The 15,239-nt window shown below is 31.0% G+C and carries 16 protein-coding genes; 9 read left to right on the top strand and 7 right to left on the bottom strand.

All coding sequences use genetic code 11. The features are described from left to right. The first annotated feature begins 68 nt into the window (after positions 1-68). Positions 69-761, top strand: a complete 693-nt coding sequence (locus tag APS56_RS00855; RefSeq protein WP_054723887.1) for a hypothetical protein — start codon at positions 69-71, stop codon at positions 759-761. Here APS56_RS00855 and pabB read toward each other — a convergent pair. Then, positions 758-2,050: an aminodeoxychorismate synthase component I gene (gene pabB / locus APS56_RS00850; protein WP_054723885.1), complete on the bottom strand. Its 1,293-nt coding sequence runs from the start codon at positions 2,048-2,050 to the stop codon at positions 758-760. The genes APS56_RS00855 and pabB overlap by 4 nt on opposite strands. A gap of 83 nt (positions 2,051-2,133) precedes the next feature. On the opposite strand from pabB, the gene APS56_RS00845 reads away from it, so the two are divergent. Continuing rightward, positions 2,134-3,024, top strand: a complete 891-nt coding sequence (locus tag APS56_RS00845) for an aldose 1-epimerase family protein (protein ID WP_054723883.1) — start codon at positions 2,134-2,136, stop codon at positions 3,022-3,024. Between the two features lie 41 nt (positions 3,025-3,065). Continuing rightward, entirely contained in the window at positions 3,066-4,418 is a 1,353-nt protein-coding gene (locus tag APS56_RS00840; protein WP_054723880.1) for a DEAD/DEAH box helicase, read from the top strand. 71 nt (positions 4,419-4,489) lie between these two features. Here the strand turns inward: APS56_RS00840 and APS56_RS00835 are convergent, their stop codons facing one another. The 5 genes from APS56_RS00835 to lpdA form a co-directional block, all read right to left on the bottom strand. Next, entirely contained in the window at positions 4,490-5,197 is a 708-nt protein-coding gene (locus APS56_RS00835) for a hypothetical protein (RefSeq protein ID WP_054723878.1), read from the bottom strand. A 160-nt stretch (positions 5,198-5,357) separates the two neighbouring features. Further along, entirely contained in the window at positions 5,358-6,185 is an 828-nt protein-coding gene (locus APS56_RS00830; protein WP_054723876.1) for a mechanosensitive ion channel family protein, read from the bottom strand. Between the two features lie 6 nt (positions 6,186-6,191). Further along, positions 6,192-6,392 (bottom strand): hypothetical protein, encoded by a 201-nt coding sequence (locus APS56_RS00825; RefSeq protein WP_054723874.1) that lies wholly within the window; start codon positions 6,390-6,392, stop codon positions 6,192-6,194. Next, complete coding sequence (locus APS56_RS00820) at positions 6,392-6,967, bottom strand: RNA polymerase sigma factor (RefSeq protein WP_054723872.1); 576 nt, start codon at positions 6,965-6,967, stop codon at positions 6,392-6,394. The genes APS56_RS00825 and APS56_RS00820 overlap by 1 nt, the downstream gene beginning before the upstream one ends. A 363-nt stretch (positions 6,968-7,330) precedes the next feature. Further along, positions 7,331-8,731 (bottom strand): dihydrolipoyl dehydrogenase, encoded by a 1,401-nt coding sequence (gene lpdA / locus APS56_RS00815; RefSeq protein WP_054723870.1) that lies wholly within the window; start codon positions 8,729-8,731, stop codon positions 7,331-7,333. Positions 8,732-8,921: 190 nt separating this feature from the next. On the opposite strand from lpdA, the gene smpB reads away from it, so the two are divergent. After that, positions 8,922-9,380 carry an SsrA-binding protein SmpB gene (gene smpB / locus APS56_RS00810; RefSeq protein ID WP_054723867.1) on the top strand — a complete coding sequence of 153 codons (459 nt, stop codon included), beginning with the start codon at positions 8,922-8,924 and terminating at the stop codon, positions 9,378-9,380. 72 nt (positions 9,381-9,452) lie between these two features. Further along, positions 9,453-10,016, top strand: coding sequence for a hypothetical protein (locus APS56_RS00805; protein ID WP_054723865.1), 564 nt, complete (start codon positions 9,453-9,455; stop codon positions 10,014-10,016). 91 nt (positions 10,017-10,107) lie between these two features. On the opposite strand, the gene APS56_RS00800 is transcribed toward APS56_RS00805, so the two are convergent. Beyond that, the gene (locus tag APS56_RS00800; RefSeq protein WP_054723863.1) at positions 10,108-10,749 is read right to left on the bottom strand and encodes a protein-L-isoaspartate(D-aspartate) O-methyltransferase; all 642 of its coding nucleotides are present in this window, start codon (positions 10,747-10,749) and stop codon (positions 10,108-10,110) included. A gap of 160 nt (positions 10,750-10,909) precedes the next feature. Between APS56_RS00800 and APS56_RS00795 the strand changes: the two genes are divergently transcribed. The 4 genes from APS56_RS00795 (at position 10,910) to APS56_RS00780 (ending at position 15,200) form a co-directional block, all read left to right on the top strand. Then, the gene (locus tag APS56_RS00795) at positions 10,910-11,869 is read left to right on the top strand and encodes a Gfo/Idh/MocA family protein (protein ID WP_054723861.1); all 960 of its coding nucleotides are present in this window, start codon (positions 10,910-10,912) and stop codon (positions 11,867-11,869) included. Positions 11,870-12,180: 311 nt separating this feature from the next. Next, positions 12,181-13,080, top strand: a complete 900-nt coding sequence (locus tag APS56_RS00790; protein ID WP_054723858.1) for a 3-hydroxyacyl-CoA dehydrogenase family protein — start codon at positions 12,181-12,183, stop codon at positions 13,078-13,080. 55 nt (positions 13,081-13,135) lie between these two features. Further along, positions 13,136-13,807 carry a YggS family pyridoxal phosphate-dependent enzyme gene (locus APS56_RS00785; RefSeq protein WP_054723856.1) on the top strand — a complete coding sequence of 224 codons (672 nt, stop codon included), beginning with the start codon at positions 13,136-13,138 and terminating at the stop codon, positions 13,805-13,807. A gap of 22 nt (positions 13,808-13,829) precedes the next feature. Beyond that, a complete protein-coding gene (locus APS56_RS00780) occupies positions 13,830-15,200 on the top strand; it encodes an exonuclease domain-containing protein (RefSeq protein WP_054731044.1) in 1,371 nt (456 codons plus the stop codon). The last annotated feature ends 39 nt before the right edge of the window (positions 15,201-15,239 follow it).

Below are 15,239 nucleotides of genomic sequence, written 5' to 3'. Positions count from 1 at the left end.
AACATTTATTTTGGTTTAAAATTGTAAAATTTAGTACCTTTTAAGGGTTAATTTTAAATGATTGATATATGAATTCTTTAGAAAAATTAAACGACAAAGCCACTCAAACTGCTTTTAATAAAAAAGTGATTTCAGCTACGCATCATTTACATCCCTACGTTAAGCATAGAATATATATTGGAGAGTCTATGAAAATTTTACCTAAAAACATGTACACTTCCAATGGTATTATTGACGAAAGTATTATAAAATTATTTGAAAATGGATATAATATAGACAACGATACTTCAGATATAAAACTTAAACTATTTAAAATTGTAGATGCCGATTTATATACGCTTTTTAAAAAAGAAGCTTTTCATAATAAAACAATGAGCACTACTTCTATTTTACAAGAAGAATTAGATGATTTAGAAGAAAATTATACTATTGACGATGACTTAGACTATATTATGACGGAAGAACTAAATGATATATCATACAAACAACACAATAAACACCAGCATCTCTTTTTATACGACGACAATAATAGTTCTATTTTAAATGCTTTTAACAAACAAGATTTAACCTTAGACAACTCAAAAAAAGCATTGGGAAACTTATATAGTTGGCTGCCTTTAAATGTTTCAAATATTGTGGATCTATATGTTTTTGGGAAATTAAGTTTTGAAGAGATTTCACAAATAAAAACGATTGAAATCAAGCGAATAGAACTTATTTTTGACGAAATTAAAAAAAACTTTAATGACCATGTAAACTAATTTTCTAAAACCTGACGCATGGCTTTAGCCTTAACCAAACACTCTTCATATTCTTTAAGTGGGTCACTTTTTGCTGTAATGGCTCCACCTACGGAATAGGATACATATTTTTTTGTGCTATTGTATAAAATACTTCGGATAACCACACTAAAATCGAAGTCGTTTTCGGGCGAAAAATACCCAATGGCTCCAGAATATAGTCCGCGTTTGGTTTCTTCTAAGTCTTCAATTATTTTCATGGCTGAAATTTTTGGTGCACCTGTCATACTTCCCATTGGAAATGTACTTTTAACAATGTCAACAGGATGTGTATGCAGTTCAACTTTTGAAACTACTGTGGAAATCATTTGATGCACTTGGTCAAACGTGTAAATTTTACAGAGTTCTTCCACTTCTACACTACCTTTTACAGCTGTTTTAGACAAATCGTTTCTCACCAAATCGACAATCATTATATTTTCACTACGTTCTTTTTCATCATTAAACAAATTGATTTTTAACAATTTATCTTCTTCTAAATCCTCAGAACGTTTTGCTGTGCCCTTTATAGGCTGCGAAATAATAGTGTTCTTTTCCTTTTTTAAATAACGCTCAGGAGATGCTGATAATACGTATTTATCACCACATTTTAAAAAAGTAGCAAATGGGGGTTTTGAAATATCATTTAATTTTTGATAAGTTTCTAAAGGGGGAATTTCTGTATTCTCAGCATAAAATTCCTGACAAAAATTAGCTTCATAAATATCGCCTCTATGAATATGCTCCAATAGATTATTTACTTTTTCAAAATATTCATCTTTATGGATGCTCAATTTTACCTTGATAAGTTTTTTAGAATCGTGGGTTTTTAAATTATTTGATTTTTGAATATCTTTTAAATCAAACTCAATTTCGTCATCAACATAATTTAGATATTGAATTTCAACGGAATCGCCTTTTATTAAAAACAGTTTTTTAGGTTGAAAAAAATACAAGTCAGGAAACTCTAAACCATCAAAATTAGTAGATTCTAAAAGTTCTACATCATTTTTTAAATCATAAGTTAAATAGCCAAAAACCCAATCGTTTATGTTGGTTTGATATTCCTTTAGTTTTCCAAAACCATCATAAAAATCGGTTTGAATACAGGTAAAAGCATCTACAGCCAAAACAGCATCAAAATTTGAATATTTTTGCTGGTAGTTATTAGAATCTAACCAAAGTACCTCTTCAAATTGCTGAGCCCAAACCAATAATTGATTTTTAAATACTGATACAGATTTTGGTATGTAAATTTGTTTTGTTCTCAATAAAAAAGATTATCGAGCAAAGTTAATTAGTTTCCTTAAAAATTTAAGTATTTTGTACATTACTTTAAATTATCTGATACTTTATGCACACACTAGAAAACAACAAACTCAAAATTTCAGTAAAAAATGCAGGTGCCGAACTTTGTGAAATTTCTTCTGTAAAAAACAACACAGATTTTATGTGGAATGCAAATCCAAATATTTGGGCTGGGTATGCACCCAATTTATTCCCGATAATAGGAGCTTTAAAAAATGGTGCGTATTTTTTTGAAAATGAAAAATACACACTTCCAAAACATGGCTTTATTAGAAATAATAAAGATATTCTGCTTCACAAACAAACCGCTAACAGTTTGACTTTTAAATTAACTTCAAGCAAAACAACATTAAGAGCTTATCCATTTAAATTTGAATTTTACATTACGTATACTTTGACTGATAATTCCATTGAAATACTACATACTATAAAAAACATAGATATCAAAACCATGTATTTTTCGGTTGGAGGGCACCCAGCTTTTAAATGTCCAGTATTTGAAAATGAAAGTTATGACGATTATATTTTGGAGTTTGAACATATTGAAAATTCAAAAACACATCTTATTAATTTAGAAAACGGTTTAATTCTTTCTCAAACAAAACCCATATTTAATAATTCAAATACTATTCAACTTAAACACGACTTATTTAATGAAGATGCACTGGTATTCAAAGATTTAAAATCTAAAAAAATCACCTTAAAAAGCAATAAAAATGGCGATATCCTATCGGTTAGCTATCCGGATTTTACGTATTTAGGGATTTGGGCAAAACCTACGGGTGACTATGTTTGCATTGAACCTTGGCTAGGTATTGCCGATAATGAGAGTACTAATCAAAACCTAACAGAAAAGGAAGGCATCATACCTTTAATAGCAAATAAAACATTTAAAGCGGCTTATAACATTAAAATACATAATAGTCATTTAGTGTAAACAAATTAATAAGCTTAACTTTGCCAGCTAAATAGCATATTGTGACTTTTCAAGACCTTAATTTAAACACACCGCTTTACAACGCCTTACACGATTTAGGCTACACAACCCCTACGCCTATTCAGGCAGAAGCTTTTAATGTGGTAGCCTCTGGTAAAGATATGGTTGGTATTGCGCAAACAGGAACGGGAAAAACCTTTGCCTATATGCTACCTATTTTAAAAAACCTTCCATTTTCCAAACAGGAAACTCCGCGTGTTTTGGTGTTGGTACCAACTCGAGAATTGGTAGTACAGGTAGTGGAAGAAATTGAAAAACTTTCAAAATATATTAATAATCGTGTTTTAGGAGTGTACGGTGGCACAAACATAAATACTCAAAAACAAGCCATCGCTGAAGGTGTTGACATATTAGTGGCTACACCAGGACGCTTATATGATTTAGCTCTTAGCCGCGTTTTACAACTTAAATCCATACAAAAATTAGTCATAGATGAAGTGGATGTGATGTTAGATTTGGGTTTTAGACACCAGTTGATTAACATTTTTGACATCCTTCCTGAAAAACGACAAAATATCATGTTTTCGGCTACCATGACTCAAGATGTAGATTTACTCATTAATGATTTTTTTAAAAGTCCAGAGCGTGTTTCTATAGCTGTTTCGGGTACGCCATTGGAAAACATTGCCCAGCAACGTTATAAAGTGCCTAATTTTTATACCAAAGTAAATTTATTAATCCATTTATTGCACGATACCGAAACCTTCAACAAAGTATTGATTTTTGTAGCCTATAAAAAAATGGCTGATCGTTTATTTGAAAATTTAGACGAACATTTTAAAGAAGAATTGTGCGTCATTCACTCCAATAAAACACAAAATTACAGATTACGAAGTATTGAGCAATTTAGAAATGGGGATAACCGTATTTTAGTAGCCACAGACGTGATGGCACGTGGTTTAGATATTGATAATGTGAGTCATGTTATTAATTTTGACACACCTGAATATCCTGAAAACTATATGCACCGAATTGGAAGAACAGGTCGTGCAGAACGCAAAGGCGAAGCACTTATTTTTTCTACTGGCAAAGAAGAAGAGGCTATTGAAAAAATAGAAAGCTTAATGAAAATGACCATTCCCGTAATGGATTTTCTTGAAGAAGTTGAAATTTCCAATGAACTTATTGAAGAAGAACGTCCACAAGTAAAGGAACGTAACAATCCTACAAAACGAAAAGATGAGGATGCTCCAGGTCCTGCTTTTCATGAAAAATCTGAAAAAAATTCCAAAGAAAATTTAGGAGGTTCATACAAATTTAAAATCGCGGCAAAATATAAAAAACCCAAAACCAGAGGCGATAAAAATTATAATAAACGAAATAAACGGAAGTAATTTTTAATAGTAATACGTATTTTTTGAGTTAATGAGATAATCAACTTTTTATTTAGGTGACTAAACTAATTTCAACGAAAAAAACCAACATTCTTATCTATTACTTTATTAGACCAAATTTTAATATTATCAAATTTGCCAGTATCATCAAATGACCCTATACCAATCATACCTTCAAGAAAATGTATATCTACAGCTTCCATTATGGGAATTTTCATATTATCAAAATAAACTTTAATACTCCCTGATGCTGTATAACGTTCTACCCTAACTTTGTGCCAAGATTCTGTTGTACCCCAATCGTTTGTTTTAGTCGTTTTTGTAGCTATTTTAACTCTGGGTTCATCATTCACTAAAAATATATTATTAGCATGGTCATCAGCCACACTTGCTATATGGGTATAATAAAAATTAGTAGGATTATTGACTCCAAAAAACAAGCACAAATCTCTATGTCCATATTCTTTACCTGTTTGATTTAAATCTGCTTCCAAAATAAAATCACCCACTATTAAATCTTTAATAATAGCAATATTAAAAGGCGAACGCACACTTGCTTTATAATCACTTTTTCCAAAAAGTTCAAAAGACCTCCCTATGTCAGTTTCACTTATTCTCCAAGCTTTTGAATCAGTCATTTCAAAATCTCGAACAGCTTGAGGCGATTCAAAATCCTGTAAATAAACCAACTGAAATCCTTCAGGAATATCTGTTTGGGAGAATATATTATTTTTAAATCCTAAAATTAAAAGTAATAAAATAAGATTTGGTAAACGCATGTGATATTTTTAATTATTTGTTTTTCGAAGTTATGATTTTTTACTGTAATAAACATAAATCAAAACAAAAAAAGCCCTTTCATTTAAATGAAAGGGCATGTAAAGAGCTTCTTAAAATAGGATTGGAAATAACCAACCAAATTAATCCCTAACCTTAAAGTCAATCCCTTATTTTTATCTGACTCTCTACAATATCTTTAATTGGAACTACTAATTTTCCTTCAGCTGTTTTTAATGTTACCACGATGCTGTCAATAGCAATAACCTCACCTTTAATATTATTAAATTCTATAACCTGCCCAATCTCATATGTTTTTCTGGCATAAAAAGTTCTTAATAAATCACCCACTACTTTCTGAGCACCAAAACCAAAAGCAATAGAAAATGCCAATAACAATGCTGCTAATATCATGGTAACATTACTTGTAATAATTTGAGTATCAACGCCTGCTTGGTTTAATGCTGTAATAGAAACAAATACTAAAATTAAAAAGAATACTATTTGACTTATGATTTTAGCTCCCGACAAATCCATAGATTCAAAAAAAGATTTCAACCCTTTTTTAACTAAATTTGCTAAAATTAATCCAATAGTAAATATGACTAAAGCAGCAAATAATTGTGGTAAATAAGCTAAAAGGTTACTAATTTGTTCTGATATCATGGTGAGGTGCATGATATCTGAAGCCATTATTATTAACATGATATACATGATCCACTTAACAAAATTTGATATTATTTTAATGGTATCAAAATTTAGCTTTTTCCCTTCAATTATTTCTATTTCATTTATTGCGTCATCTAATTTATTTGCACGAGCTAGTTTTAAGGCTTTTTTCACAATCTTAACAATCAACTTTGTTACTAACCATCCAACTAATAAAACAATGATAGTTCCTATAATATTGGGGAATATTTTAGTGATTTCAAACCACATGTTAGTTAAAGATTCCATAGCTACTTCTTTCCATCTTGCTGCTTGTTCCATTTTTAATTAAATTTTATTATTTGGGTGATTATTTGTGTTTTTTCTTTGTTTCATTACAGATTCTATTAAATCTCCAATATTATATGAAAACAAAGCTGCTAACTCCATAAGCAATTTAGCAACAGCAATATCATGCATAACCTTAGCCTTAAGTTCTTGTGGAACTTCCTTAAGAGGCTTATTTATATCTTTAAACGGATTATCCATTAGTTAAGGTTATTATTATATACGGCTTTAAGCTTATCTTTAGCACGTTTAATTCTCATTTTCACGGCACTTTCTCCAATTGATAAAACATCTTCAATTTCTTTTATTGAAAGTAAATCTTGGTATTTTAACAGCAGTATCATTTTTTCATCAGGAGAAATCATATCTAAAGCGATTTTTAACTTATCTACTTTCATTTCAAGAAAGGAATGATCGTCATCATCATCTTCTGAAAGGTTTTCAATATCTGTATAGTCAACTGACTGCTTTTCAAATTTTTTAGCAGTGTTTCTCGTTACATAATTTACACAATGATTATAGGTAAAGGCATATAACCATGTTGAGAATTTGGATTTTTCTTTAAAACTTGCCAGTTTAACAAATAGCTTCAAAAAAACATCTTGGGTTAAGTCTTTAGCTTCATCAGAATCTTTAGCAAAACCGTAACATTTATTATATACCAACATAGCGTATCTATCATACAACTCTTCAAAAAGCAAGGTGTCATTGGTTTTCACAATGTCCCTAACCAAATCTTCATCAGATTTATAATCTATGTTGTTGAGGGTTTTCAAATAATAGCTTAGTTACTTCTCATTTCTAAGACACAACCTTTTTTAAAAGGTCACAAATAAATGATAAAATAAAAATAATATTATTTTAAAGGATTCACGGTCTTATTTTCTAAAAATAAAAAGAAGAAATTTGATAGAGAAAAGGTTCAACTTAACATGATAATCATGAAACTCTACAAACACATATTAATTCCTAATTCAAACTAATTTTAAAATACAGATATACGCTTCTTGCCTACATATTCTAATAATTTATATATAGTAACTAAAAATGAATTAGTAAACTAAAAAAGCGAACCCAACTAATTTAGTTAAGATTCGCTTTTATAATATAACCATCCCTGCAATAGCAGGAGGATGGTATTAGATATGTAACGCTCTATCGTCTGTAGCCGCTAAAGCTGCTTCTTTAATAGCCTCTGTAAATGTTGGGTGAGCATGACTCATACGAGACACATCTTCTGCAGATGCACGGTATTCCATAGCTACAACCGCTTCGGCAATCATATCTGCTGCACGTGCTCCAATCATATGAACCCCTAAAATTTCATCAGTTGTTTTATCCGCTAAAATTTTAACAAAACCATCTAAATCCATACTTGCTCTACTTCTTCCTAAAGCACGCATTGGAAAAGATCCAACTTTGTAATCTATACCAGACTCTTTTAGCTGTTCTTCAGTTTTACCTACTGCTGCCACTTCAGGCCAAGTATAAACCACACCTGGAATTAAATTATAATCTATATGAGGTTTTTGTCCTGCCAAGATTTCTGCAACAAATACCCCTTCTTCTTCTGCTTTATGAGCTAACATAGCCCCCTTAACCACATCACCAATAGCATAAATATTAGATGCAGATGTTTGTAAATGCTCATTAACTTCTATTTGCCCTCTGTCTGTTAGTTTTACACCTGCTGCATCCGCATTTAAACCGTCTGTGTATGGCTTACGACCTACAGAAACCAAACAGTAATCGCCTTTGAACTCTATTTCTTCTCCTTTTTTGTTGTCTGCTTTTACAATAACTTGATCTCCAACACGCTCAACAGATTTTACTTTATGAGAAATATTTATTTTAAATTTTTGCTTCTTTAAAACTTTATTCAACTCTTTAGATAAACCAGCATCCATAGTTGGAATGATTCTATCCATAAATTCCACAACAGAAACATCAGCACCTAATCGCTTATAAACCTGCCCTAATTCCAAACCGATTACACCGCCTCCTATAACAATTAAGTGTTTAGGAATTTCTTTTAGTTTTAAAGCTTCGGTAGAAGTTATAATACGTTCTTTATCAATATTGATAAAAGGTAAACTTGAAGGTTTACTTCCTGTAGCTATAATCGTGTTTTTCGCTTCAATTTCTGTAGTTTCCTCACCCGTAATTGTAATGTGAGTCGCATCTTTAAAAGCACCTAACCCTTGATATACATCAATATTGTTTTTCTTCATTAAAAAATCAATACCACCAGTAGTTTGATCTACTACGGCTTGTTTTCTTGAAATCATTTTTTCAAGATTAACCTTTATATCTCCAGGGATATCAATACCATGTTCTTCAAAATGCTTTACTGCATCTTCATAATGATGCGACGAATCTAAAAGCGCTTTACTTGGAATACATCCAACATTTAAACACGTGCCGCCAAGGGTGCTATATTTTTCAATAATGGCAGTTTTCATTCCTAATTGTGCGCAACGTATAGCTGCAACATACCCTCCTGGGCCCGAGCCTATAACGGCTACATCGTATGAATTCATATTATTTAATTGAATTTTTCATTTTAAACAGAAAATCAAAAATACAAATGTTTATGAGAAATCCATAGAAAAAGAAATATTATAAACTGATATTATGGTTTAAATATTGACAGATATAATTAATTAATTTTTATTCAAAAAAACGCTTTTAAAAAATATAACAACTTAAAATTATGTAATTTTGTGCTTCATGCAAAAAAGAGTCAACATACTAAACAAAAAAGCACGCTTCTCATACGAAATATTAGATAAGTACACAGCGGGTATTGTACTAACAGGTACTGAAATTAAATCTATAAGAAGCAGTAAGGCTTCTATTGCTGAAAGCTTTTGTGAGTTTAATGAAAAAGGTGAACTTTTTGTAATTAACGCTACTATTGAAGAATATGCCTTTGGCAATTATTATAATCACCGCCCTAAAGCAGAAAGAAAACTACTTTTAAATAAAAGAGAGCTAAAAAAACTTTTAAAAGAAGTGCAGGCTAGCGGATTAACTATTGTGCCATTACGCTTGTTTATAAACGATAAAGGTTATGCAAAAATGGATATTGCTCTTGCTAAGGGGAAAAAACTATTTGACAAACGAGAAACTATAAAAGACCGTGATAATAAGCGCGATTTGGATAGAATAAAAAAAAGTTACAACTAATTTAATACTTTGAATTATAATAATTGTGACTAATTTTAAATTTGATTAATTTCTAAATTTTAATTTATACAGATGAAAAAATTTGTTTCTATATTCATTTTATGTTTTACAATAATATCTATACAAGCTCAAAAAACTAGCAACGAGCCAATGATAGATTATTCAGACAGAGTAAAGACATTGGATAGTACTTTAGAAACTTTTTACGCCGTAATATCTGGAGAAAAAGGAGCTAAAAGAAATTGGACCTTATTTAAATACTTGTTTCAACCTAACGCCAAACTCATACCATCTGGAAAAAATAGCGAAGGCTTTCATTTAGTAAGTTATTTATCACCCGCTGATTATATAAAAAAATCAGAAGCATGGCTAAAAGAACAAGGCTTTTTTGAAAAAGAAATCTCTCGAACTATTAATACTTTTGGAAATATTGCCCACGTTTTTAGTACTTACGAAGCCTATTATAGCCATACAGACGAAGAACCTTTTATGAGAGGTATTCATAGCTTCCAGCTTGTAAATGATGAAGAAAGATGGTGGATTGTAAATGTTTTTTGGAATTTAGAAACTCCAGACTCTCCAATTCCAAACGTCTACTTACCAAAAGAACAAACTAACACCTATAGTAGTTATTAGTTTTTTATAAAGTTTCACAAAACTAAACCCCTAAATACTGCTTTACTCCAAAGTTAAATCTACAGGCTAAAGCAATAAATTGAAACTAATTTTAATTTTTATCCTCTAGCAAGGGTACAAATCTAAACTCACCAAACTCATGCTGTTCAAATTCTTTTGCGCCATTTCTAATAAAAAGCGTCATAATTTGAACATCCTCACCCACAGGAATAACCAATCTACCTCCTATTTTTAGTTGACTTAATAATGGTTTTGGCACAAAAGGTGCGCCCGCTGTTACAATTATACTATCAAATGGTGCTTCTTCTTTTAATCCTTTGTAGCCATCACCAAAAATTAGTTTTTTAGCACGATAACCTAATTGCGGTAAAAATTTACTCGTTTTTTTAAATAATTCTTGTTGACGCTCAATACTAAACACCTTAGCTCCAAGCTCACACAAAACAGCTGTTTGATAACCACTACCTGTACCTATTTCTAATACTTTGTCATCTTTTTTGACTTGTAACAGTTCCGTTTGAAAAGCGACAGTGTAAGGTTGAGAAATGGTTTGATCTGCCGCAATAGGAAACGCTTTATCTTGGTATGCATGATCCAAAAAACTCGAATCCATAAATAAATGTCTTGGTATTTTAGCAATGGCTCTCAAAACCTTTTCATTCTTTATTCCTTTGGTTACTAAAACAGTAACCAACTGCTGTCGCATGCCCTTGTGTTTAAATGTATCTTTCAATGATAGTGCGGTTTATTTAAGCCTAAAAATAATCAAACATTTTTAGGATAAAAGGGTTTATTCATTTTTTTATTTCTAATGAAAAATGATTAAAATTTAGTTGAAAATATATGGAATTCGTACTTTAAATATCTTATTTTTGTTCAAAACGTTATATAGTATGTTAAAAGCTGGTGTACTTGGTGCTGGGCACTTAGGAAAAATTCATTTAAGACTTCTTAAGCAATCTGAAAAATATGATTTAGTTGGTTTTTATGATGCCGATATAAGCAATGCAAAAAAAGTAGAAGCTGAATTGGGGTATAAATATTTTGATTCTATTGAAGCGCTTATTGATGCTGTGGATGTGGTAGATATTGTTACACCTACACTTTCTCATTACGAGTGTGCAAAAATGGCTATTTCAAAAGGTAAACATATTTTTATTGAAAAACCTATTACCAATACAGTTGAAGAAGCTGAGCACATTAGAGAACTTTTAGCTAAAAATAATTTACGGGGTCAAGTTGGGCATGTAGAGCGTTTTAACCCTGCTTTTTTAGCTGTAAAAAACGATATTAAATCGCCCATGTTTATTGAAACGCATCGATTGGCAGAATTTAACCCTCGTGGTACTGATGTTCCTGTTGTTTTAGATTTAATGATTCATGATATTGATATTATATTAAGTATTGTAAAATCTAAAGTTAAAACTATTTCTGCTAGTGGTGTTGCTGTTATTAGTGATACCCCCGATATTGCCAATGCGCGTTTAGAATTTGAAAACGGCTGCGTTGCGAATTTAACGGCTAGTAGAATTTCTCTAAAAAAAATGCGTAAAGCACGTTTCTTTCAAAAAGATGCCTATATATCTGTAGATTTTCTCACTAAAAAATGTGAAGTCGTAAAAATGAAAGATGCTCCAGAAAATCCAGGAGATTTTGATATGGTACTTCAAAATGCTGAAGGTGTTAAAAAACAAATTTATTTTGATAATCCAAAAGTAGCCGATAATAATTCTATTTTAGACGAATTAGAAACATTTGCAGATGCTATCAATAATAATAAAATGCCAATAGTAACACTACATGATGGTACAGAAGCATTACGAGTTGCTACGCAAATTATTGAATGTTTTTAAAAAGTCATTACAAGGTGTATGAGGTACTAATAACAAAGTAATGTCATCAACTATATTACAAATACTCATCGCTAAAAATTATGCAGAAAAAATAAATGCTAAAAAAATATAGATATAATGGGGAGCAAGGATGTATTATTGGCATAGTGCAATAATGATTTCTGGCGAAATTATACTTACAATAATTTTTATTTTAAAATTTGCAAATGTTTTGACTTTTTTAGAAGTATTGAACATACCCTGTTTCCTTTTTTTTAGAAAATCATAAATCAAATATTTCCTGCCATTTGGAAATGAAAAGAATCTAAAATATGAAAAACATTGCTGTTATAGGTGCTGGCACTATGGGAAACGGCATAGCCCATACTTTTGCCCAAAATGGTTTTAAAGTACAACTAATAGATATTAGTGAGGGTACACTCAAAAATGGACTTGCTATCATTTCTAAAAACTTAGACAGAATGGTTTCAAAAGAAACTATTTCCGAAGAAATAAAACTTCAAACTCTTTCAAACATTATCACATCATCAAACTTATCCGAATCTGTAAAACAAGCTGATTTGGTCGTTGAAGCAGCTACAGAAGATATTGATTTAAAACTGAATATTTTTAAACAATTAGATGAAGCTTGTCCTTCTGAAACTATTTTAGCAAGTAACACTTCTTCCATTTCCATCACTAAAATTGGAGCCGCAACAAACAGAGCAGACAAAGTAATTGGAATGCATTTTATGAATCCTGTGCCCATCATGAAATTAGTTGAAGTAATAAGAGGCTCCAAAACCAGTGATGTTATAACAAAAAGCATCATGGATTTATCTAAAAAATTGAACAAAATTCCTGTTGAAGTTAATGATGCTCCAGGTTTTGTGGCTAATCGCATTCTAATGCCTATGATTAATGAGTCCATAGACACCTTAGAAAATGGTGTGGCGGGTGTATATGAAATTGATACGGTTATGAAATTAGGCATGGCACACCCTATGGGACCACTGCAATTAGCCGATTTAATAGGATTAGATGTTTGCCTATCTATATTAAATGTTATGCACGATGGTTTTAAAAACCCAAAATATGCTCCTTGCCCACTGCTTATCAATATGGTGAAATCTGGAAAATTAGGCATAAAATCAGGAGAAGGTTTTTATGACTATTCTAAAACCAAGAAAGCTGAAATAGTTTCCTCGCAATTTTTAAATAGAATTATTTAGTTATCTATTACCAAGCTTTAAAAAACTAATAGTATACAACATTCAAAATAAAATAATGCAGATAAAAGCAAACCTCAACCATATAAAATCAAACATACCTAGTCATGTTACTTTAGTAGCTGTTTCAAAAACAAAACCCATTCCAGATTTGATGGAAGCCTACAATGCTGGACAACGCATATTTGGTGAAAACAAAATACAAGAAATGGTTGAAAAGCATGAAACCATGCCCAAGGATATAAATTGGCATATGATTGGACACGTACAAAAAAATAAAGTAAAATATATGGCACCCTTTGTACGTTTAATTCATGCTGTAGATAATTTTAAATTATTAGAAGAAATAAATAAACAGGCCCAAAAACATAATCGGATTATTGATTGTTTATTTCAAATTAAAATAGCTACTGAAGATTCAAAATTCGGAATGCAGAAAACAGAAGCTTCCAAAATTATTGAATCTAAAGATTTTTCAGCCTTAAAAAACATCAACATAATTGGCCTTATGGGCATGGCTACTTTTACTGATGATGAACAACAGATAAAAAAAGAATTCACACTTTTAAAAAACACTTTTAATGAGCTAAAACCGCTTAAATCTTTTAACTTTAACCCTCAAATCATTTCTATGGGCATGAGTGGTGATTATCAATTAGCAATTGATTGTGGTAGTAACATGATACGAGTTGGCAGTAGTATTTTTGGAAGTAGAAATTATTCAATTTAACAAAAAAACGCATAAGCATTTATTGTACGCAATATTAGACATAGAAACCACTGGTGGAAAATTTAATGAAGAAGGTATCACAGAAATTGCTATTTATAAATATGACGGCCATGAAGTGGTAGATCAATTTATTAGTCTTGTTAATCCGGAACGAGATATTCAGCCTTTTGTGGTAAATCTTACAGGAATAAACAGTAATATGTTGCGCAACGCTCCCAAGTTTTATGAAGTTGCAAAACGTATTATAGAAATTACCGAAGACACTATTTTAGTAGCCCACAACGCCGATTTTGATTATAGGATTTTATGCACTGAATTTAGAAGGTTAGGCTACGAATATGAAAGACCATCGCTGTGTACTGTTGAATTATCTAAAAACTTAATCCCTGGGCAAGTTTCGTATAGCCTTGGAAAATTAGTGCGCTCATTAGGAATTCCTGTTACAGATAGGCATCGTGCTTCTGGTGATGCTATAGCTACTGTTAAGCTCTTTAAGCTTCTGTTAGACAAGGACACTACTAAAAGTATCATCCAAAAATCTATTCGATTAAATCCAAAAAAACAATTAGAACCTAAGCATATTGATATTATTGAAAGCTTACCTTCCATAACAGGTGTATATTATATTCATAATTCTGAAGGCAACATTATTTATATAGGTAAAAGCAACAACATAAAAAAACGCATCAATCAGCACTTTACTAATACCAATCACAAATCAAAACGTATTCAATTGCATGTAGCATCGGTTACTTACGAAGCTACTGGAAGTGAATTGGTAGCCCTTTTAAAAGAAAGCGAAGAAATTAAACGAAATAAACCCATTTATAATCGCGCTTTAAGACGAACGGTATTTACCCATGCTTTATATAGTTTTAAAGATGAAAACAAATATATAAACCTAAAAATTGATATAGCTGATGGTAGAAAACACCCTATAACTACATTTAGTAACCGCCAAAGTGGAAAAAGTTTCATGGAAAAAGCTGTAGAAGAATACGGACTTTGCCAAAAACTAACTGGGATTTATAAAACCAAGAATAGTTGTTTTAACTATGATATTAAAAGCTGCAAAGGAGCATGTATTCAAAAGGAATTACCAGAAACATACAACCAACGAGTAACCCAACTTATTGATAAAAATAGTTACAAAAACAAAAACATGGTAATTATTGATAAAGGTAGAGATATTGATGAACGCAGCGCCATTCTTATTGAAAACGGCGTTTTTAAGGGTTTAGGTTTCTTCAATTTGAATTATCAAATCAATAACATGGATGTGTTAGCATCAATCATCACTCCTATGGAAAACAATAGGGATACTCAACATATTATTCAAAGTTATTTACGTAGAAATAAAAAAGTAAAACGAATTGTTTTTGATAAAATTTAGTCGTAATTTAGAAAAATTTCTTACATAGCGTGTTTAATA

It is taken from the genome of Pseudalgibacter alginicilyticus (genome assembly GCF_001310225.1).
Lineage (GTDB): Bacteria > Bacteroidota > Bacteroidia > Flavobacteriales > Flavobacteriaceae > Pseudalgibacter > Pseudalgibacter alginicilyticus.
Note: the sequence above shows the minus strand (reverse complement) of the source record. Positions and strands in the feature narration are given on the sequence as shown.